General features: G+C 73.5%; 21 protein-coding genes and 1 pseudogene. All 22 read right to left on the bottom strand.

All coding sequences use genetic code 11. The features are described from left to right. Positions 1-3: 3 nt before the first annotated feature. On the bottom strand, positions 4-252 hold the full coding sequence (locus BJF86_RS04435; RefSeq protein WP_075817134.1) for a DUF4229 domain-containing protein: 249 nt from the start codon (positions 250-252) through the stop codon (positions 4-6). Then, positions 249-1,250, bottom strand: a complete 1,002-nt coding sequence (ccsB, locus tag BJF86_RS04430) for a c-type cytochrome biogenesis protein CcsB (RefSeq protein WP_075817133.1) — start codon at positions 1,248-1,250, stop codon at positions 249-251. The genes BJF86_RS04435 and ccsB overlap by 4 nt, the downstream gene beginning before the upstream one ends. Beyond that, a complete protein-coding gene (locus tag BJF86_RS04425; protein ID WP_075817132.1) occupies positions 1,247-2,923 on the bottom strand; it encodes a cytochrome c biogenesis protein ResB in 1,677 nt (558 codons plus the stop codon). The genes ccsB and BJF86_RS04425 overlap by 4 nt, the downstream gene beginning before the upstream one ends. Further along, positions 2,924-3,703: a cytochrome c biogenesis CcdA family protein gene (locus BJF86_RS04420; protein WP_075817131.1), complete on the bottom strand. Its 780-nt coding sequence runs from the start codon at positions 3,701-3,703 to the stop codon at positions 2,924-2,926. Then, positions 3,700-4,323 carry a TlpA family protein disulfide reductase gene (locus tag BJF86_RS04415; RefSeq protein WP_075817130.1) on the bottom strand — a complete coding sequence of 208 codons (624 nt, stop codon included), beginning with the start codon at positions 4,321-4,323 and terminating at the stop codon, positions 3,700-3,702. Before BJF86_RS04415 ends, BJF86_RS04420 begins: the two co-directional genes overlap by 4 nt. Then, positions 4,320-5,030, bottom strand: a complete 711-nt coding sequence (locus tag BJF86_RS04410) for a histidine phosphatase family protein (protein WP_083652711.1) — start codon at positions 5,028-5,030, stop codon at positions 4,320-4,322. The genes BJF86_RS04415 and BJF86_RS04410 overlap by 4 nt, the downstream gene beginning before the upstream one ends. Positions 5,031-5,074: 44 nt before the next feature. Continuing rightward, positions 5,075-6,397: a glutamate-1-semialdehyde 2,1-aminomutase gene (gene hemL, locus BJF86_RS04405; protein WP_075817129.1), complete on the bottom strand. Its 1,323-nt coding sequence runs from the start codon at positions 6,395-6,397 to the stop codon at positions 5,075-5,077. Positions 6,398-6,446: 49 nt separating this feature from the next. Then, a complete protein-coding gene (locus tag BJF86_RS04400; RefSeq protein ID WP_075817128.1) occupies positions 6,447-6,920 on the bottom strand; it encodes a MarR family winged helix-turn-helix transcriptional regulator in 474 nt (157 codons plus the stop codon). A gap of 1 nt (position 6,921) precedes the next feature. Then, positions 6,922-7,914: a porphobilinogen synthase gene (hemB, locus tag BJF86_RS04395; RefSeq protein ID WP_022925504.1), complete on the bottom strand. Its 993-nt coding sequence runs from the start codon at positions 7,912-7,914 to the stop codon at positions 6,922-6,924. After that, the gene (locus BJF86_RS04390; RefSeq protein ID WP_075817127.1) at positions 7,911-9,545 is read right to left on the bottom strand and encodes a uroporphyrinogen-III synthase; all 1,635 of its coding nucleotides are present in this window, start codon (positions 9,543-9,545) and stop codon (positions 7,911-7,913) included. The genes hemB and BJF86_RS04390 overlap by 4 nt, the downstream gene beginning before the upstream one ends. 61 nt (positions 9,546-9,606) lie before the next feature. Next, positions 9,607-10,527, bottom strand: a complete 921-nt coding sequence (hemC, locus tag BJF86_RS04385) for a hydroxymethylbilane synthase (RefSeq protein ID WP_083652710.1) — start codon at positions 10,525-10,527, stop codon at positions 9,607-9,609. Beyond that, positions 10,520-11,902 (bottom strand): glutamyl-tRNA reductase, encoded by a 1,383-nt coding sequence (locus BJF86_RS04380; protein ID WP_075817126.1) that lies wholly within the window; start codon positions 11,900-11,902, stop codon positions 10,520-10,522. The genes hemC and BJF86_RS04380 overlap by 8 nt, the downstream gene beginning before the upstream one ends. Beyond that, positions 11,899-12,564, bottom strand: a complete 666-nt coding sequence (locus BJF86_RS04375; RefSeq protein ID WP_075817125.1) for a redox-sensing transcriptional repressor Rex — start codon at positions 12,562-12,564, stop codon at positions 11,899-11,901. Before BJF86_RS04375 ends, BJF86_RS04380 begins: the two co-directional genes overlap by 4 nt. A 143-nt stretch (positions 12,565-12,707) precedes the next feature. Next, positions 12,708-13,013: a glutaredoxin family protein gene (locus tag BJF86_RS04370; RefSeq protein ID WP_075817124.1), complete on the bottom strand. Its 306-nt coding sequence runs from the start codon at positions 13,011-13,013 to the stop codon at positions 12,708-12,710. Between the two features lie 113 nt (positions 13,014-13,126). Further along, on the bottom strand, positions 13,127-13,225 hold the full coding sequence (locus BJF86_RS04365; protein WP_003792170.1) for a 30S ribosomal protein bS22: 99 nt from the start codon (positions 13,223-13,225) through the stop codon (positions 13,127-13,129). Positions 13,226-13,407: 182 nt separating this feature from the next. Next, positions 13,408-13,617, bottom strand: a complete 210-nt coding sequence (locus tag BJF86_RS04360) for an excisionase family DNA-binding protein (RefSeq protein WP_022925497.1) — start codon at positions 13,615-13,617, stop codon at positions 13,408-13,410. Positions 13,618-13,696: 79 nt separating this feature from the next. Further along, complete coding sequence (locus tag BJF86_RS04355) at positions 13,697-15,010, bottom strand: acetoin utilization protein AcuC (protein ID WP_202817315.1); 1,314 nt, start codon at positions 15,008-15,010, stop codon at positions 13,697-13,699. A 25-nt stretch (positions 15,011-15,035) separates the two neighbouring features. Further along, positions 15,036-15,575: a GNAT family N-acetyltransferase gene (locus tag BJF86_RS04350; RefSeq protein ID WP_075817123.1), complete on the bottom strand. Its 540-nt coding sequence runs from the start codon at positions 15,573-15,575 to the stop codon at positions 15,036-15,038. 76 nt (positions 15,576-15,651) lie between these two features. Continuing rightward, positions 15,652-16,455 (bottom strand): pyrroline-5-carboxylate reductase, encoded by an 804-nt coding sequence (gene proC / locus BJF86_RS04345; RefSeq protein ID WP_075817122.1) that lies wholly within the window; start codon positions 16,453-16,455, stop codon positions 15,652-15,654. Positions 16,456-16,460: 5 nt separating this feature from the next. Beyond that, on the bottom strand, positions 16,461-17,426 hold the full coding sequence (locus BJF86_RS04340; RefSeq protein WP_075817121.1) for a proline dehydrogenase family protein: 966 nt from the start codon (positions 17,424-17,426) through the stop codon (positions 16,461-16,463). 33 nt (positions 17,427-17,459) lie between these two features. Further along, positions 17,460-18,268, bottom strand: a pseudogene (locus BJF86_RS04335) (sugar phosphate isomerase/epimerase family protein). Next, the gene (locus BJF86_RS04330) at positions 18,265-19,191 is read right to left on the bottom strand and encodes a Ppx/GppA phosphatase family protein (protein WP_075817361.1); all 927 of its coding nucleotides are present in this window, start codon (positions 19,189-19,191) and stop codon (positions 18,265-18,267) included. The pseudogene BJF86_RS04335 and the gene BJF86_RS04330 overlap by 4 nt, the downstream one beginning before the upstream one ends. Between the last annotated feature and the right edge of the window lie 69 nt (positions 19,192-19,260).

The following is a 19,260-nucleotide window of genomic DNA, read 5'->3' as shown; positions in this document are numbered from 1 at the left end:
CGCTCACTCCTCCTCGTCAACCCGCTCGGCGTCGACCTTGGCCTGGCGCCGCGCGACGCGGTCACCCACCCGGCGTTCCAGGCCGGCCGCGAGCCGCTGCCGGTCCGGCGCCAGCAGGAAGTAGGACACGACCATCGAGACCAGCGCCGCCGCGACGGCCGCCCAGATGACCTCGAGCCGCAGCAGCCGGAAGAACGCGAAGAAGCCGACGAAGATCAGCACACGCATCACCGAGTAGCGCGCCGCGATCACGTCGCCACCCCGGAGTAGGAGTGCAGGCCGGTCATGAGCAGGTTGACGCCGACGTAGTTGAAGATCACGCAGCCGAAGCCGAGCAGCGCCACCCACGTGGCCCGGCGGGTGCTCCAGCTGCTCGTGGCGCGGGCGTGCAGGTAGGCGGCGTAGACGACCCAGATGATGAAGGTCCACACCTCCTTGGGGTCCCAGCCCCAATAACGCCCCCAGGCCTGCTCGGCCCAGATGGCGCCGGCGATGAGGGTGAAGGTCCACAGCGGGAAGGCCACGATGTGGATGCCGTAGGTGATCCGCTCCAGCCGCCCCGCCTCGGGCAGCGCCGCGATCCATCCGCGCACGCGCCCCACGGTCTCGGCGCGGTCGCGCAGCAGGTAGGCCACCGCGAGCGCCGCCCCGATCGTGAACAGCGCGGTGGCCAGGATGGCGATGGTCACGTGGATGATCAGCCAGATGCTGTTGAGCGCCGGCATGAGCTGGGAGGCCTCGGTGTACCACGCCACCTTGGCCGCGCCGAGGATGACCAGCACCGGCAGGGTGACGAAGGCGCCCAGCCAGAGCCGGTCCTTGCGCAGGCTCCACCCGGAGTAGATGACCAGCGCGAAGCTGGCGGTGACGAGCGCGAACTCGTACATATTGCCCAGCGGCGCCCGGCCCACGGACACCCCGCGCAGCACGGTGCCGGCGACGGTGAGGAAGGTCGCGAGAAAGGTCAGCTGCAGCCCGATGACGCCCCAGCGGCGCGAGCTGCTGCCGCGGTCGGTGCCCGACGGTGCATCGGTGGCTCCGTCGACAGGTGCGGCCCCGGCCGGGCCGACGCCCGCGGGGTCAGCTCCACCGGCACCGACGGCCACCGGCGCACGCCGCTCGACCCGTCGCTGCACCGCCGCGCCCGAGGCGGCCAGGTGCACCAGGAAGGCCAGCATCGCCGGGACCAGCACCACCACCGCGCCCCAGATCGCGAGGTCGCTGGCCTGCGCCAGGCTGTCGTTCGTCATTCCTCGTCCTCTCGTCCACCCACGGTGGTCGGTCGGTCCGGCACCCGGGCGCCGGCGGCCGTCGTGATCTGCTCCAGGAGGTCCTCCACGAGGTCCTCGAGCCCGGGGTCGGTGCCCTTCGGCAGGGCGGCGATGCTCACTCCAGTATGCCGCGACGTCCCGTCGTAGTCGTCACCGGGAGGGGGCCCGGGGGCCACCCGCACGAAGACGCGCCGTCGCCGCACCCCCAGCATGAGGACGAGCCCGACCAGCGCGGCGCCGGCGAACATCAGGGCGGGCAGCCGGCCGGGGTCGTGCCGTACGAGCATCCCGCCCCAGCGGATGACGTCCTCGAAGGCGAGCGTCGTGCCGTCGGGCAGGTCGTAGGTCTCCCCCGGGCGCAGCAGCAGCCGCAACGGCTGCTCCTCACCGCTCTCCTCGTCCACGGTGGTGAGCTGCTCCACCGACTCGGTGTCGATGGCGAAGACCGACTGCGAGCGTCCCTCGGGGAAGAGGTCGCCCTCGTAGGCCGTGAGGACCAGCGCCGGGTCCACGAGGCCGGGGAAGGAGGAGGTCATGCCCTGCTCGCTGATGTCGATGGTCGGCAGGAAGCCGCCGGCGAAGCCCAGCCCGGGGTCGGCCGCCGGCACCTTGATCACGCCGTCCGAGCCGTAGGTGTTGTCCTGCGGCAGGAAGGTGACGGCGTCGGAGAAGAGGATGTCCCCGGCGGGGTCCCGGACGGTGACGACGGGGGCATACCCGTTGCCGAGGAGGAACATCGAGGTGCCATCGACCGAGAGCGGGTCGTTGACGCCGAAGCCGCGCTGCCGCGGTTGCTCCCCGTCCTGCTCGATCGTGGCGACCCCCTCGAAGACGCGGGGCTGGCCGAACTGCGCTCCCTCCGCCTCGCTCTCGAACTCCACCTGGAGGTCGTCGAGCCGGACCGTGAAGGCCGGGACGTCGCTCTGGTCGACAAGCGGGCCGAGGGTGAGGGTGTCGTAGGTGCCGGCCCCCGACGTCCACGACTCGCCCTCCTTGATGATGATCTCCCCGCGCCAGCCGAAGAGGTGCCCCACCGCGACCGCGACGATGACCCCGAGCAGCGCGATGTGGAAGAGCAGGTTGCCGGCCTCCTTGAGGTAGCCCTTCTCCGCGGAGACCGTCACCGCACCGTCGTCTTCGCGCCGCAGCCGGAACCGTCGGCGCTCCAGGGTCGCCCGGGCCGCGGCCAGGACCGTCTCCGGGTCGGCCTGCAGCGCCACCTCCCGGTGCACCGGCAGCCGGCCCAGCCGGGCCGGTGCTCGTGGCGGCTGCGCCCGCAGCGACCGCGCGTGCTGGCGCATCCGGGGCAACACGCACCCGATGAGGCTGATCATGAGCAGCAGGTAGATCGAGGCGAACCACGGCGAGGAGTAGACCTCGAACATCCCGAGCCGGTCGAGCCACTGCGCGCGGGTCGGGGAGTCCTCGAAGTACTGCCGCACCCGCACCGGGTCGACCCCGCGCTGCGGGAAGACCGAGCCGGGCACCGCCGCGACGGCGAGGAGGAGGAGCAGCACGAGGGCGGTGCGCATGCTCGTGAGCTGGCGCCACACCCACCTCGCCCACCCGAGCGGGCCCAGGCGCGGGCCCCCCAGCGCCGTCCGGTCCTTGGGATAGGTCGGCTCGATCCGCTGCCGCTGGTCGGTCGTCATCTAGAGCACCGTCTCGAAGCCGCTGACGAGGTGCGCTTGGACCCAGGCGGTCAGCCCGGCCCACACCCCGGTCACCATGAGCAGGCCGAGCAGCACCAACAGCGTCCCGCCGGTCCGCTGGACGACGCGGTGGTGGTCACGCAGCCAGCGGGAAGCGCGGCTCACCCAGCCCAGCCCGGCGGCGACGAGGACGAAGGGCAGCCCCAGGCCGAGGCTGTATGCCGTGCCCAGCACCACTGCGCGCCCGAGCTGTCCGTCGCCGGGCAGGATCGAGGTGCCGAGCGTCTGGATCGCGGCGAGCGCCGGGCCGGTGCAGGCGGTGAAACCCAGCCCGAAGGCGACCCCCAACAGGGGTGCCCCGGCGAGGCCCGCGGCCGGGCGCCAGCGCACCTGCCAGGCGGCACCGGGCTGGAAGATCATCACCAGCCCGAGCAGGATCACCACGGCCCCGGCGACGCGGAGCAGCAGACCCTGGTGCTCGACGAGCAGCAGCCCGAGCCCGGAGATCGCCACGCTCATGAGCAGGAAGACGGCCGTGAAGCCGAGCACGAAGAGCACCGCGCCGAGCACCAGCCGCCCGCGGCCCGCGCTCGCGTCCGTCCCGCCACGGCCGACCGCTCCACCGGCGACCGCGGGCCGACCGGGCGTCATGCCCCCGAGATAGCCGAGGAAGCCCGGCACCAGGGGGAGCACGCACGGCGAGGCGAAGGAGATCACGCCCGCCAGCGCGGCGACACCCACGGCCAGCAGCAGCGGACCGGTGAGGACCAGCTCGCTCACCCGCCGGCTCCCTCGCCGTCCGCCACCGTGCCGTCGGCCAGGACGTCCTCGACCATGCCGGTGAGGGTGGACGCGTCGACCTCGCCGCTCACCCGCGCCGCGAGGCGTCCCTCGCCGTCCAGCACGAGGGTGGTCGGGGTAGCCACGGCCAGGCTGCCGAGCTGGGCCCGGGTGCGGCCGCCGTCGTCCTGCAGGGACGGGTAGGGGACGTCGTACTTCCGCTGGAAGGCCAGGGCGTTGGGCACGGTGTCGCGCGAGTTGAGCCCGATGAACTCCACCGGCTCACCCGCCTCGTTGAAGGCTGTCTCGACCTCGACGAGGTCCGGGACCTCCGCCACGCACGGGCCGCACCAGGAGCCCCACACGTTGACCACGACGACCTTGCCCCGCTGCTGCTCGACGCTCCACTGCTCGTCCTCGAGGGTCGTCCCCGCCAGGTCCACGGGCTCCTCGCGCTCGTCAGGGCCGAGCTGCTCCAGCGTGCCGTCCCCGGCGACATAGCCCTTCTGGTCGCCCTGGCGCATCTGCTCGGTGATGCTCGTGCCTTCCTCGCCGCTGCACCCGGCCAGCGCCAGCGCCAGGGCCGCGGCGACACCGGCACCCCGGACGGCCCGCCTCACGGCGCCACCTCGCTCGCCTCACCGGTGACGTCCACGGCGCCCGCGAGCAGGTGCGCGGCGGGCTCGGCATACATCACCCGCACCGGCAGCGGTCCGTGGAAGAGGACGGTGGTCACCGAGGCCAGGCTGCACTCGCGGCGACGCGGGTGGTGCCACAGCCGCCGCCCCTCCAGCGCCCGCCGCAGCGTCCAGATCGGCAGCTGGTGGCTGACCATCACCGCCTCGCGACCCGCCGCCTGCTCCCGCACCGCGTCGAGGGCGCGGCGCATCCGGTCGGCGATGTCGACGTAGGGCTCGCCCCACGAGGGCCGGAGAGGGTTGACGTAGGCCCCCCAGTGGCGGGGGTCGGCGAGCATGCGCCGGTCGATGGTCTCGCCCTCGAAGACGTTGCCGCTCTCGATGAGCAGCGGGTCGGTGGCGACCTCCAGCCCGTGCGCGGCGGCGATCGGCGCGGCGGTCTCCCGCGCCCGCTCCAGCGGCGAGCTGACGACGTGCGTGACGTCCCGGCCGGCGAGGTGCTCGGCGGTGGCCCGCGCCATCTCCTGGCCGAGGTCGGAGAGGTGGTACCCCGGCAGCCGACCGTAGAGGACGCGCTGCGGGTTGTGCACCTCGCCGTGCCGCACGACGTGCACCAGCGTGACCGGGGTGCCGTCGTAGAGGGCACGCGGCGTGCCCTCCTCGGGGGGCAGTCCGTCGGCTCCTGGCATAGACCCCAGTGTCCCACGGACCGCTGAGCGCCTCCTGGGAAGGCTCAGCCGACCTCGGCGGCGCTCTCCTCGATCGCGCGCACCGCGTGCTCGACCGCCTCGTCGTCGTGCGCCGCGGAGACGAACCACGCCTCGAAGCAGCTCGGCGGCAGATGGACCCCGCGCCGCAGCATCGCGTGGAAGAACCGGCCGAAGCGCTCGGCGTCCTGGTCCTTCGCGTCGTCGTAGGAGCGGACCGCGCCCTCCCGGAAGAACACGCTGAACATCGAGCCCGCCCACTGGATGCGGTGGGGTATGCCGTGGCGCGTGAAGGCGTCGGTGACCGCGCCGGCGAGCGTCTCGCTCACCTCGTCGAGCCGCTGGTAGACCTCGTCGGTGCACCGCTGCAGCGTCGCGAGCCCGGCCGCGGCGGCCACCGGGTTCCCCGACAGGGTGCCCGCCTGGTAGACCGGCCCCTCCGGGGCGAGCTGGGCCATGAGGTCGGCGCGGCCGCCGAAGGCCGCCGCGGGGAAGCCGCCACCCATGACCTTGCCGAAGGTGAAGAGGTCCGGGGCACCGCCCTCGGGGACGCCCTCCAGCCCGAGCCAGCCGCCGCGCGAGCACCGGAAGCCGGTCATCACCTCGTCGCTGACCAGCAGCGCGCCGTGCTCGCGGGTCACCTGGCGCAGCGCCTCGGTGAAGCCCGGGTCCGGCGGGACCACGCCCATGTTGCCGGCGGCGGCCTCGGTGATGACCGCGGCGATCTCCTCACCCCGCTCGGCGAAGGCCGCCTCCAGCGCGGCGACGTCGTTGTAGGGCAGCACGATCGTCTCGGAGGCGGCGCTGGCGGGCACCCCGGGGCTGTCCGGCAGCCCGAAGGTCGCCACGCCGGACCCCGCGGCGGCGAGCAGCGCGTCGACGTGGCCGTGGTAGCAGCCGGCGAACTTCACGACGACCGACCGCCCGGTGGCGCCGCGGGCCAGCCGGATCGCGCTCATGGTCGCCTCGGTGCCCGAGCTCACCAGCCGCACCTGCTCGACCGGTGCCACGCGGGCCACGATCTCCTCGGCGAGCGCGATCTCGCGGGCGGTGGGCATACCGAAGGAGAAGCTGCCCTGCGCCGCCTCGAGCGCGGCCTCCCGCACCTCGGGGTGGGCGTGTCCCAGGATCATCGGGCCCCAGGAGCAGACCAGGTCGAGGTAACGCCGTCCGTCCGCGTCCCACAGCCACGGCCCCTGCGCCCGCTCCATGAACCGGGGTGTGCCGCCCACCGACCGGAAGGCCCGCACCGGCGAGTTCACGCCGCCGGGGATGACCTGCTGCGCCCGCGCCAGCAGCTGCGCCGAGGCGGGTGCGTCGTCGGGGTATGCCGGTGCCTGGGTGCTCATGCCACCAGCGTAGGTGCGGGGCTCACGAGGTCCGGGCGGGGCCTTGCCCTCAGACCGCGTCGAGGGCCTCGTCATCGCGGTGCCGGAGCGCCCGCACGACGCGGCGCAGCGCCTCCCCGTGCTCGAGCAGCTCCTCCCGGCTCAGGTGGTCCAGGAGGGCTCGACGCACGCTCTCCACGTGCACCGGCGCCAGCCGCCTGAGCTCCTTCGCCCCGGTCGCGGTGAGCTGCAGCACGACCCCCCGGCCGTCCTGCGGGGTGCGGACGCGCTGCACCCAGCCACGCTTCTCCAACCGGTTGGCGGTGTGGCTGACGCGGCTGCGGGACTGGACGATGAGGTGGGCCAGCTCGGCCATCCTGATGCGCTCGCCCGGCGCCTCGGAGACCATGCTGAGCAGCTCGTACTCCCCGAGGGAGACGCCGTACTCGTCCAGCGCCTCCTCCATGACGAGCTGGATGAGGTGGGAGGCCCGCAGGATCGACCGCCACGCGGGCTGCTCCTCGTCATCCAGCCAGCGGACCATCTCACCCTCCCAGCAGTCGGGCGGCCGTCGTCGCGTAGTAGGTCAGCACCACCTGGGCACCGGCCCGGCGGATCGACGTCAGTGTCTCGATCACCATACGGTCCCGGTCGAGCAGGCCCTGCGAGGCGGCCGCCTCGATCATGGCGTACTCCCCGCTGACCTGGTAGGCCGCGACCGGCACGTCGGACTGCGCCGCGACGTCGCTGAGGACGTCGAGGTAGGGCAGCGCGGGTTTGACCATGACCATGTCCGCGCCCTCCTCCAGGTCCAGCCGCAGCTCGCGCAGGCTCTCGGTCCGGTTGGCCGGGTCCTGCTGGTAGGTCGCGCGGTCCCCCTGCAGGGTCGAGGCGACCGCCTCGCGGAAGGGCCCGTAGAAGCCGCTGGCGTACTTCGCGGTGTAGGCGAGCACGGAGATGTCCTGGTGACCGGCCGCGTCGAGGGCCTGGCGGACCACCCGCACCTGGCCGTCCATCATCCCGCTGGGGCCGACGACGTGTGCCCCGGCCTCCGCCTGCGCCACCGCCATCCGCGCATACACCTCGAGGGTGCTGTCGTTGTCGACCCGACCCGCGTCGTCCACGAGGCCGCAGTGGCCGTGGTCGGTGAACTCGTCGAGGCACAGGTCGCTCATGATCACCGTGTCGTCCCCGAGCTCGGTGCGCAGCGTGCGCAGGGCGGCGTTGAGCACCCCGTCCGGGTCGAGCCCCACGCTGCCGACCGCGTCCTTGTCCTGCGCCCGGGGGACGCCGAAGACCATGATCCCCCCGACGCCGGCCTCGACCGCCTCGCGCGCCGCCGCGACCAGGCTGGTCGGGGTGTGCTGCACGACGCCGGGCATCGAGCCGATCGGCTCGGGCCCGGTGATGCCGTCACGGACGAAGACCGGGAGCACCAGCTCGGCCGGATGAAGCCGCGTCTGCGACACCAGCCGCCGCAGGGCGGGCGTGCCGCGCAGCCGACGCGGGCGCTCGGGCGGTCCCGGGTATGCCGTCACCGCCGCGACCGGGGGCGCCGCGCCGCCGGTGCGCGCCGGCTCGGTCGCACGAACTCCTCGCCCTCCGCCTGCGCCTGGGCCAGGAGCGAGCGGGCGTGCTCGGCCAGGGCGTCGACGAGGTTCGTCGCGCTCGGCTCGGGGGCGACCACGTCGACCCGCAGGCCGTGCTCCTCGGCCGCCTTGGCCGTGGCCGGGCCGATGCAGGCCACGACCGTGCCCGGGTGCGGCTTGCCCGCGATGCCGACGAGGTTGCGCACCGTGGAGGAGGAGGTGAAGCAGACGGCGTCGAAGGCGCCGCCCTTGATCGCCTCCCGGATCTCCGCGGCCGGCGGGGCTGCCCGCACGGTGCGGTAGGCCGTCACGTCGTCGACCTCCCAGCCCATCTCCTGCAGCCCGGCCACGAGGGTGTCGGTGGCGATGTCGGCCCGCGGCAGGAAGACCCGGTTGATCGGGTCCAGCACCTCGTCGAAGGGGGGCCAGGACTCCAGCAGCCCGCGCGCGGACTGCTCACCGTCCGGCACGAGGTCCGGCTCCAGGCCCCAGTCGCGCAGCGCCTCGGCGGTGACTCCCCCGACAGCGGCGAGCTTGAGCCCGGCGAAGGCCCGGGCGTCGAGCCCCAGCGCCTCGAACTTCTCCCGCACGGCCTTGACCGCATTGACGGAGGTGAAGCCGATCCACTCGTAGCGACCGGTCACCAGGCCCTTGACCGCCCGGTCCATCTGCTGCGGGGTGCGGGGCTTCTCCACGCTGATCGTCGGGACGACCGAGGACGTGGCGCCGTAGCCGGCGATGCGGTCGGTCATCGGCCCGGACTGCTCCTTGGTGCGCGGCACCAGGATCGACCAGCCGAAGAGCGGCTTGGACTCCCACCAGGACAGCTCGGCCCGCAGCTGCACCGGTCGACCGACGACGGCGAGGCTCACGCCGTCCAGCTCCTCGGGGCTGTCCAGGGACTGCTGCAGGGTGGTGACCCTGGTCTGCTGGGTGTTGGTGGTGCCCCTGCCGGTCAGGGCCGTGGGGGTCTCGCCGCCCCGCCCGGCGTCGGCCAGGTGCCGCAGCGCGCGGTGCAGCCGGTCGCGGTCGCCGAGGACCACGACGGTGACCTCGTCGTCGACCGAGTGCGACCAGTCCACGGCGGTGTCGGCCGCGCTGACGACGTGGACCTGCCCGCCGTCGCCGTCCGGGAGCATCCCGGCATACGCCGGCACGGCCCAGGCCGCGCTGACCCCCGGGACGATCTCGAAGGAGACCCCGGCCTCGTGGCAGGCGCGCGCCTCGTCGGCCATCGTGCCGCCGGAGGAGTCGTCGGGCATGAGCCGGACGACGAGGTGGGTGGCGTCGTCGAACTTCGAGGCGGTGCGCACGAGCAGCTTGGCGCGGGCCGACGGGGTGAGTGCCGGACCGTCCTCGCCGCGGACGGTGCGGACGATCTCGGCGTCCTCCCGCACCCAGGCGCGCACGTCCTCCTCACGGTGGGCCGAGTCCACCACGACGACGTCGGCGACCGCGAGGTAGTCGCGGGCGCGGACGGTGAGCAGGCCCGGGTCGCCGGGCCCGGCGCCGACGAAGGCGACGCGCGCGGCGGCGCTGGGGACGGGGGTCAGGTGGACGGGGGCGGCGTCGGTGCTCACAGGTCGGACTCCGGTTCGTATGACCCGGAGACGGCTACGAGGCCGGCCGGGTCGGGACGGTTCAACAGCAGCTCGGCGGCGCGGGCGCGAGGTCGTCCGGCGCGTCCTGCGCGCCGGTCAGCACGTGCGTGCGCGCCCCGTCCTGCAGGGCGGCGAACACGTGAAGGGTGAGGGTGGTGGCGGGGCCGTCGCCGGATATGCCGTCGCGAGAGGTCTGCGCGAGCGCGCCGACCGGTGCGGTGCAGCCCGCCTCGAGCCGGGCCAGCGCGGCCCGCTCGGCGGTGACGGCGGCCCGGGTGGGCGGGTGCTCCAGCAGGTCGGCGAGGCCTCGGGTCAGCTCGGTGTCCTCGGCACGGCACTCCACCGCGAGGGCGCCCTGGCCGGCCGCGGGGAGCACCACGTCGGTGGCGAGCACCTCGGTGGCGTCGTCGAGGCGGTCCAGCCGCGCGAGCCCGGCCCGGGCCAGGACGACGGCGTCGAGGACGCCGTCGTCGACCATCCGGATGCGCGAGTCGACGTTGCCGCGGATGTCGCGGACCTCGAGGTCGGGGCGGGCCAGGCGCAGCTGGGCCGCGCGGCGCGGGGACCCGGTGCCGACGACCGCACCGCTCGGGAGCTCGTCCAGGGTCAGCCCGTCCCTCGCGACCAGCACGTCACGGGGGTCCTCCCGCGCCGGGACGGCTGCCACGACGAGACCGTCGGCGGGCGCCGTCGGCAGGTCCTTGAGCGAGTGCACGGCCAGGTCGATCCGCTCCTCCAGCAGGGCGGTGCGCAGCGCCGAGGCGAAGACGCCGGTGCCGCCGATCTCGCGCAGGCTGCGCGCCGAGGTGTCTCCCTCCGTGGTCACCAGGACGAGCTCCACCTCGTGCCCCGCGGCACGCAGCCGGTCGGCCACCCAGGTGGACTGGCTGGTGGCGAGAGCGCTGCGCCGGGTGCCCAGCCGCAGCGGCCGGGTCGGCGTCAGGGACGGGGTGTCAGCCATCGGCCCGGTCCCCCTCCCCGCGCTGCTCGGCAGCCTTCTCGACCACGCCGAGCGGCGGGCTGGACAGGGCCGCGACCTCACGGCTGTCCAGGTCGAAGAGCTCACGCAGGGCGTGGGCGTAGTCGGCCGGGACCTCCTCGACACCGGAGTGGAGCTGCTTGACGCGTGTCGTGGGCGTGTGCAGCAGCTTGTCCACGACCCGCTGGACGGTCTGGCGCACCTCGGCGCGCTCGTCGTCCGGCAGGTGCGGCAGGCGCTGGTCCAGCCGCGTCATCTCCGCGTCGACCACGCGGCCCGCGGAGGTGCGCAGGGCCGCCAGCGTGGGGCCGAGCCGCGCGGCGTGCCGCTCGGTGAGGTAGGTCGCGACCTCGGTCGCGACCAGGCCCCGGACCGCCGTGACGGCGGCCGGCTCGGTCGCGGACCCGGCGTCGCCCGCCCCCGCCAGGCCCGCGGCCTGGTGCAGCTCGGCGAGACCCCAGAGGTGGACCCCGCGCAGCCGGGACACGGCCGGGTCGACGTCGCGCGGGAGCGCGAGGTCGACCAGCGCGAGCGGCGACCCGGCCCGTCCAGCCTCGCTGCGGGCACGCGCGAGGGCGGGACCGTCCAGGACGTGCCCGACAGCACCGGTGCAGGTGAGGACGAGATCGGCGCAGCCCACGGCAGCGGCCAGGTCGGACCAGGGCAGGCTCCGGGCACCGTGGGTCGAGGCCAGCCGGTCGGCACGGTCGCGGGTCCGGTTCACGACGGTGAGGTCGTGCACCCCGTGCCGCGCGAGGGTCGCGACGGCGAGGCCGGACATGGCCCCTGCCCCCACGACGACCGTGCGCGCCTCGGTGAGGTCGGGAAGGACAGACGCGGCCTGGTCCAGGCCGAGGCCGACCAGCGAGCGGGAGACCTCGTCGATGCCCGTCTCGGCGTGTGCCCGCTTGCCCACGCGCAGCGCCTGCTGCACGAGCGGGTTGAGCGACGGGCCCAGGTGCCCGTGCCGCTGCGCCAGGGCGAGGGCCTCGCGCAGCTGCCCCAGGACCTGGCTCTCGCCGATGGCCAGGGAGTCCAGCCCGCAGGCGAGCTCGAAGAGGTGGGCCACGGCGCGGTCGTCGTAGTGGACGAAGAGGTGGTCGGTGAGCTGGTCGCGGGTGAGCCCGGTCAACCCTCCCAGCGCGGCCCCGATCTCCTCGAGCGCCCCGTGGAAGGTCCCTGCCTCCACGACCACCTCGAGCCGGTTGCAGGTGGAGAGCACCAGCGCCTCGTGGACGTGGTCACCCGCCCGCAGGCCGGTGGCCAGCTGCCGGGAACCGTCGGTGTCGAGGACGGCCTGCTCGAGCAGGTCGATCGGTGCGGTGCGGTGGGACAGGCCCACGACGAGGACGCTCACGAGACCCCCTCCACCGGTGTGCCGGACACGGCGACCTCCCGCTGGTGCTGGTGGAAGGTGAGGATCTGCAGCTCGGTCGCCAGGTCGACCCGGCGCACGTCGACGTCGGGCGGTACCTGGAGCACGACCGGGGCGAAGCTGAGGACCGAGTGCACGCCGAGCTCGACGAGCACGTCGGCCACCTCCTGGGCCGCCTCGGGCGGCGTCGTGATGACCCCCACGGACACGGGCCCGCCGGTGCGCAGCTGGGCGAGCGGCTGCACGGGCATACCCTCCACGTGGCTGCCCACGACATCGGGGTCGTTGTCGGCGAGCGCGACGACGTGGAAGCCACGGGTCGCCAGACCCTCGTAGCTCGCGAGGGCACGGCCGAGGTTGCCCATCCCGACGATGACGACGGGCCAGTCCTGGCTCAGCCCGAGCTCGGCGGAGACCTGCTCGACCAGTCGGGAGACGTCGTAGCCCACCCCTCTGACGCCGTAGGAGCCGAGGTGGGACAGATCCTTGCGCACCTGGGCCGAGCGCACGCCCGCGAGCGCGGCGATCTCCTCGCTGGAGATGGAGGTATGCCCCTGCTCGGCGACCGTGGTGAGGGCCTGGAGGTAGCCCGGGAGCCGGCCGACCGTGGCGTCCGGCACCCCGCGCCGGTTCGACTCGGCCATCACGGCGGCACCGGCTCCTCTCTGGATGGGTGGCGCCGGCGACGGGAGGGGCTTATATCAGACCCTCGCCGAGCGGTCGGCGCGGACCCTTCAACTGTAGGCTCGCACCCCTCGTTCCACCAAAACGGCGCCGAGGTCCGGGCTCAGCGCCCCGACCCGCGCCGACGCCCACGGGACAGCGCGAGCCGTAGCTCGCCGGGCTCGAGCCGCCAGCGTGCGACCGGCTCGCCGTCCACGATCAGGACAGGCACCTCGGTGCTCCACCGGTCGTGCTCCTGCTGGTCCATGTCCCCCGCGGCACGCTCGGCGTCGATGTCCCGGACCCGGACCTCGTCGACCTGCTCCCGGGCCACCGCGAGCATCTGGTCGCACAGGTGGCAGCCAGGCCGGGAGAGCATCTCGACGCGGGGCTCGGCGCCCGGGGTGCGCTCCCGTCTCCACCACGGCATACCTGGTCCTTCCCTCGCCACGCTCGGCGTCGTCTCCGGGGACGACGACGGCGCCCTCCCTGTGGCGGGACGGGCGCCGTGGTCGGATCGTCATCGGCCGGTGGCCGACGACCTCACTTCTTGTTGCGACGCTGGTGACGCGTCTTGCGCAGCAGCTTGCGGTGCTTCTTCTTGGCCATCCGCTTGCGGCGCTTCTTGATCACTGAGCCCATGGGGCCATCCTTCGTCGTCGTCGGTCCTGATGGTGCCTCCGCCGGCCTGCGTCGTGCGGACGCGGGGCGGGGCACGGCCCGGTCAGCCTAGCGCGGCGCAGCGCCGTGCCCCAAAGCGACCCGGTCACGCAGGTCGGCTGCAGGGCCGTCGCCGGGGACGCCGGCCACGGCGGTCGGACGCGTCAGGCAGTGCCGTGGTAGGAGTCCTCGAGGTAGGCGTGCACCGCCTTCTCGGGCACCCGGAAGGACCGTCCGACCCGCACCGCGGGCAGCTCGCCCGAGTGCACCAGCCGGTACACGGTCATCTTGGACACGCGCATGACGGCAGCCACCTCGGCCACGGTCATGAACGTCATCTCGGCGAGCTGGCGCTCATCTGCCATCGGACGCATCCCGTCTCTTGAACTTCTGTGCAGGCAGCGCGCACGGCTTCCCCTCCGGCGAGCGGCCTGCGTGGTTGTCGGGCCAACACTAGGGGCAGATGTGGTGCTTGCGAAAGTCGTGGGACCAAAAAGTCCAGCGCGACACGCGGGGTGGTGTCAACGGGATGCACGGGCCTGGAGTTGTCCGGCGGGTCCGGAGGGGCAGCCGGAGGGTCTCAGTCGAAGTACGGGTCCAGCCCCAGCCCGGCAGACTCGCCCGGCGGGTCGCCATGATCGCGGCGTCCACCGGCTCGTCGAGGTCGTGGCCCTCGTCCCAGCGGCCGTAGCGGATCTCCCGCCCCTCACGATCCCCCATGGACCGCGGCGCGGTCACGCCGTACATCTCCTCGACGTGCCGCCGCCACTCCTCCGGCACCGCCGTGGCGGGGTCCACCGGCCGCCCGGTGACCACGCCGATGAGGTGCGTCCACGCCCGTGGCACCACCTCGACCAGCTCATACCCTCCCCCACCGAGCGCGACCCACCTGCCCTCGGCCAGGTCGTCGGCCAGCTCCCGCACCCACCCGTAGGCGACCGCGAGCGCCTCCATGGAGACCGACAGGTGGGCCAGCGGGTCGGCGTAGTGGCAGTCGCAGCCGTGCTGGCTCACGACGATCTGGGGATCGAAGGCGCGGGCGAGGGTCGGCACCACGGCCTGGTAGGCCCGCAGCCACCCCTCGTCCCCGGTGCCCGGGGGCAGGGCGATGTTGACCGCCGAGTCCGGCGCCTTCGGCCCGCCGGTGTCACCGGGGAAGCCGGTGCCGGGGAAGAGCGCCCGGCCGGTCTCGTGCATCGAGACCGTCATCACCCGCGGCTCGTTCCAGAAGCACCGCTCCACCCCGTCGCCGTGGTGGACGTCGAGGTCGAGGTAGAGCACCCGCTCGGCCCCCGCGTCCAGCAGGTGCTGGATGCCCACGGCGATGTCGTTGTAGACGCAGAATCCCGAGGCCGCCTGCGGCATGGCGTGGTGCAGGCCGCCGGCGATGTTGCAGGCGCGCCGCACCCGCCCGGACCAGACGGCCCGGCACGCCTCGACGGTCGCGCCGACGGCCAACGACGTGGCCTCGTGCATACCGGCGAAGGCGGGCGTGTCCTCCGTGCCGACGCCGTGACGTCCGGTCGCGGCACGGGGGTCCTCCGAGGCGGCCCGCACCGCCTCGAGGAGGTCGGGGGTGTGCACCGAGAGCAGCTCGTCGTGGCTGGCGTGCCGGGCGCCGTGGATCTCCACGTCGGCGTGGTCCAGGAGTCCCAGCGACCCTGCGAGGCGATGCGTGAGGTCGAGCCGGCTCGGGTGCATCGGGTGACCGGGGCCGAAGTCGTAGTCGGTGTAGCGCTCGTCCCACATCACCCAGGAGCCCGTCATGGGCTCACGCTAGACCACGGTGCGCTCAGAGCGAGGTGGGAACCCCAGCGGCGTCACCCAGCGGGTAGACCATCATCATCTCCTCCGACTCCGCGTCCTCCTCGTCCACGCCACGGATGCGCATGGGACGACGGTCGTCGGTGGGGCGGAAGCCGAAGCTCGAGGCGAAGGCGACGGCGCGCCCGTTGTCGGTGCCCACCCAGTAGACGAGCTGGCGCAGACCGACCTCTCGACCGACCTTGGCGGCCTTCTCGAGCAGCCGACGGGCCACGCCGGAGCCGCGGCGGGCGGGCGCCACCCACAGTCCGAAGAGCTCACCGGCGCCGGGGATGTTGGTGCGATGTCCGGTGCCGACGCTGACGACGCCGACGACCTCGTCGCCGTCCTGCGCGAGGAGGCGCCGGGAGCGCTCCATCCGCTCCTGCCAGCGGGAGTCCGGGAAGGCCTCCTCCTCCTCGGCGGAGGCGACGAAGGCCTCGGGAGACTCACGCAGCGCCCGCAGACGCACGTCCTTGTAGGACGGCCACTCATCCGGGTCGAGGACGCGCACGTGGATCTCGCTCATGCTCCCTACTCTTTCACACGGGTCGTCGGTGCTGGCTCGAGCGAGGTGAACAGTGGGTGATCGGGCACCCGGGTGCTCAGTCCTCGCGCGGGGACAGCTCGTGCGACCTTCTGGCGGCCGCCTCCATCGCCGTGAGGAAGGCGGCCCTGACCTTGTGGTCCTCCAGGGCCCGCAGGGCGGCGACGCTCGTGCCACCGGGGCTGGAGACCTGCTCCCGCAAGACCGTGGGGTGGGTCCCCGTCTCGCGGATCATCGTGGCGGCACCATACAACGTCTGCGTGACGAGCTCGGTGGCCGTGTCCCGGGGCAGCCCGAGCAGCACACCGGCCTCGATCATCGCCTCGACGACGTAGAAGATGTAGGACGGACCGCTGCCGCTGATGGCGGTGACGGCGTCCTGGTGCCCCTCGTCCAGCACGACGACCCGGCCGACGTGCTCCATGAGGTGACGGGCCCGCTCCACGTGCTCGTCGGTGCAGTGCCGCCCGGGGCTCATCGCGGACATGCCCTGGTCCACCAGGGCGGGGGTGTTGGGCATGACACGGACCACCGAGGTCCCCTCGGGCAGCCGCCGCTCGAGGAAGTCGGTGGTGATCCCGGCCGCGATGGAGACGACGAGTGTGCCCGGGCGGACGTGGTCGTGCACCTCCTCGACGAGGGCCGCCATGTCTTGCGGCTTGACGGCGAGCACCACCACGTCGGCGACCTCGACGGCCTCGGCCGGAGGGGCATACCGGGTGCCGTGCTGCCCGGCGACCTGCTCGGCGCGCGCGGTCACCTTGTCGCTGAGGACGAGCTCGTCCGGGCGCTGCCCGGACCGGACGAGCGCCGCGGCCAGGGTGCCCCCCATGACCCCGGCGCCGAGGAGCGCGATCGTCACAGGAATCAGCCCTTGGTCGCCAGGCCGCGCAGGAAGAAGGTGAGGTTGGCCGGGCGCTCGGCCATCCGCCGCACGAGGTAGCCGTACCAGTCCTCGCCGTAGGGGAGGTAGACCCGCATCCGGGAACCGGCCCCGGCGAGCCGGCGCTGCTCGTCGGGCCGGATGCCCAGCAGCATCTGGAACTCGTAGGAGTCAGCCTGACGCTGTGCCTTGTCGGCGAGCACCGTGGCGATCTCCACCAGCCTCGGGTCGTGCGTGGCGATCATCGGGTAGCCCGGGCCCTGCATCAGGATCTTCAGGCAGCGGACGTAGGACTTGTCCACGTCCTCCTTGTCCTGGAAGGCGACCGACTCCGGCTGCTTGTAGGCGCCCTTGCACAGCCGCACCCGGGAGCCCTCGCCCGCGAGGTCGCGGCAGTCCTGCTCGGTCCGGTGCAGGTAGGCCTGCAGCGCCACGCCCACCCAGGGCCAGTCCTGGCGCAGCTCGGCCAGCGCAGCCAGGGTGGGGTCGGTCGTCGTGTGGTCCTCCATGTCGAGGGTCACCGTCGTGCCGGAGTTGGCGGCCGCCTGGCAGATGGCCCGGGCGTTGTCCAGCGCGATGGCGTGCCCGTCCCGGCCGAGGAACTGGCCCAGCGCGGAGAGCTTGAGGCTGACCTCGACCGCGCCGTCCTGGGTGAGCCCGGCGTCGGAGAGCGCGGAGAGCAGCTCCAGGTAGGTGTCGCGGGTGGCGGCCGCCTGCTCCGGGTCCTGCGTGTCCTCGCCGAGGTAGTCGATCGTCACCTGGCGGCGGGTGTCGACGAGGTCGGCCGAGACCCGCACGGCGTCGGCGGTGGCGTCGCCCGCGACGAAGCGCTGGACGACGTCCCGGCTGACCGGCGCCTGCTCGATCACCTGGCGCAGCGTGGTGTTGCGGCTCATGCCCAGCAGGGTCTGGCGCATGAGGGCGGAGGGGTTGAGGTCGGCGAGCTCCATGGGCGACAGGCTACGCCCGGAGCACTGGTGCGCTCACGCCGGGAGAGCACCTGGCAGGTCGTGCTGACCCAGGTGCCGGCGGGCGAAGGCGAGCGACTCGGCCGGCGCCTCCTCCCGCTCCGAAGGCTTCATCTTGCGGGTCCCCACCTCCAGGCTGACGACGCCGCCGAAGCCGGTGGCGACGAGGTGCTCCAGCACCTCCTGGCACCGCTGGTCACCACGGCCGGGCACGAGATGCTCGTCCTTGAAGGACCCGAAGGAGTCGCCCAGGTGGACGTGCCGGACCCGGTCCCCGAGGTCGCGGACCATGTCCAGCGCGTCCTCGCCCGCCGTCGCGGCGTGGCTGACGTCGAAGGTGACGTCGCTGTAGGGGAAGTCGCGCGGGTCGGGGCCGGGCAGGTAGGCCTGCATCGCGGAGGCACCGGTGCGCCAGGGAAACATGTTCTCCACGGCGATCGGTATGCCCCAGCGCTCCTGCCGCTCCCGGACCCCGGCGACGAAGCCTCGGCATACCCCCGCTGCCAGCGGAACGGCGGGTGGACGACGACGCACTGGGCGTCGGTGTCGCGCGCCAGGTCGAGCGCCCGCTCGATCTTGCCCCACGGCTCCCACCCCCAGAGCCGCTGCGCCAGCAGCAGGGTGGGGGCGTGGATCGCGCCGATGGTCAGGTCGTGCAGCCGGGCGAGGGCGCGCAGCGCGCCCGCCTCCTGGGTCACCGGGTCGGTCCAGACCATGATCTCCACGCCGTCGTAGCCCAGCCGCTGCGCCAGGTCGAAGGCGTAGGCGGCGTTCTCTGGGTAGACCGACGAGGTCGACAGGTGGACCGGGATGTGGTCGCTCATCGGGACAGCCCGTCCAGGAAGCGCAGGATGAGACCTTCGCGCAGCGCCCACGGGCTGACCGCCAGCTCGTCGACCCCGCTGAGCTCCAGCACGGCCTCCAGCACGAGCGCGCCGGCCGCGAGCTGCCGGGCTCGGGAGGCCGAGACACCGGGGAGCTCGGCCCGCTGCGCCGCCGTCATCGTCAGCAGCCGCGGCGTCAGCTCGGCCAGGTCCGCGAAGCGGAGCACCCGCGGCACGTAGAGCCCCTCACCCCTCGGTGCGGCACCGCAGGCACGGGCCAGCGAGCGCACCGTCTTGCTGCTGCCCGCCACGAGCTGGGGTGTCCCGACCTTGGTCAGCGCGGGCTGGGCCGTCGCGATCTCGGAGCGGATGTGCTTGCGCAGCGCCTTGACCTCGGAGCGCTCCGGCGGGTCGTGCTCGAGGGCGCGGCTGAGCCGCCCTGCCCCCAGCGGCAGCGAGATGGCGGCGTCCGGGTGCTCGTCCAGCCCCGCCGCCAGCTCCAGCGAGCCGCCCCCGATGTCGACGTTGAGCAGCCGCCCCGCGGACCAGCCGAACCAGCGGCGCACGGCGAGGAAGGTGGCGCGGGCCTCCTCCTCCCCCGGCAGGATGTCGAGCTCCACCCCGGAGGTCTCGCGCACCAGGGCGAGCACCTCCTCGGTATTGCCGGCCTCGCGGATGGCGCTGGTCGCGAAGGGCAGCAGCTCGGTGGCGCCTCGGCTCTCGGCGACCTCGACGCAGTCGGTGACGAAGCCCGCCAGGGTCCGGGCGCCCTCGTCGCTGATGTCCCCCTGCGGCGTGAGGTGCTCGGCGAGCCGCAGCTCCACCTTGTGCGAGTAGTCCGGGGTGGGGTGCCCGCCGGGCTGGGCGTCGACCACGAGGAGGTGGACCGTGTTCGATCCGACGTCGATGACACCCAGGCGCATGGCGGCCATGATGCCCTACCCCGGTGAGGCTGGGAGCCACCGCGAGCCAGGGCTGTCGGTGCCCGCACC

Origin of the sequence: Serinicoccus sp. CNJ-927, assembly GCF_001942435.1 — a bacterium.
In the GTDB taxonomy this organism is placed as follows: domain Bacteria; phylum Actinomycetota; class Actinomycetes; order Actinomycetales; family Dermatophilaceae; genus Ornithinicoccus; species Ornithinicoccus marinus.
The sequence above is the reverse complement of the archived record's forward strand: the minus strand, read 5'-3'. Positions and strand labels throughout refer to the sequence as shown.

Coding starts and splice junctions, on each gene's coding strand:
- BJF86_RS04370 (WP_075817124.1), bottom strand. CDS start 13,013: ATGCCGTGGTGGAGACGGGAGCGCACCCCGGGCGCCGAGCCCCGCGTC.
- BJF86_RS04425 (WP_075817132.1), bottom strand. CDS start 2,923: ATGACGACCGACCAGCGGCAGCGGATCGAGCCGACCTATCCCAAGGAC.
- BJF86_RS04360 (WP_022925497.1), bottom strand. CDS start 13,617: ATGCGTCCGATGGCAGATGAGCGCCAGCTCGCCGAGATGACGTTCATG.
- BJF86_RS04400 (WP_075817128.1), bottom strand. CDS start 6,920: ATGGTCCGCTGGCTGGATGACGAGGAGCAGCCCGCGTGGCGGTCGATC.
- BJF86_RS04350 (WP_075817123.1), bottom strand. CDS start 15,575: ATGAGCGAGATCCACGTGCGCGTCCTCGACCCGGATGAGTGGCCGTCC.
- BJF86_RS04375 (WP_075817125.1), bottom strand. CDS start 12,564: ATGGCCGAGTCGAACCGGCGCGGGGTGCCGGACGCCACGGTCGGCCGG.
- BJF86_RS04355 (WP_202817315.1), bottom strand. CDS start 15,010: ATGACGGGCTCCTGGGTGATGTGGGACGAGCGCTACACCGACTACGAC.
- BJF86_RS04330 (WP_075817361.1), bottom strand. CDS start 19,191: ATGCGCCTGGGTGTCATCGACGTCGGATCGAACACGGTCCACCTCCTC.
- BJF86_RS04340 (WP_075817121.1), bottom strand. CDS start 17,426: ATGGAGCTCGCCGACCTCAACCCCTCCGCCCTCATGCGCCAGACCCTG.
- hemL (WP_075817129.1), bottom strand. CDS start 6,397: ATGAGCACCCAGGCACCGGCATACCCCGACGACGCACCCGCCTCGGCG.
- ccsB (WP_075817133.1), bottom strand. CDS start 1,250: ATGACGAACGACAGCCTGGCGCAGGCCAGCGACCTCGCGATCTGGGGC.
- BJF86_RS04410 (WP_083652711.1), bottom strand. CDS start 5,030: ATGCCAGGAGCCGACGGACTGCCCCCCGAGGAGGGCACGCCGCGTGCC.
- hemC (WP_083652710.1), bottom strand. CDS start 10,527: ATGGCTGACACCCCGTCCCTGACGCCGACCCGGCCGCTGCGGCTGGGC.
- BJF86_RS04365 (WP_003792170.1), bottom strand. CDS start 13,225: ATGGGCTCAGTGATCAAGAAGCGCCGCAAGCGGATGGCCAAGAAGAAG.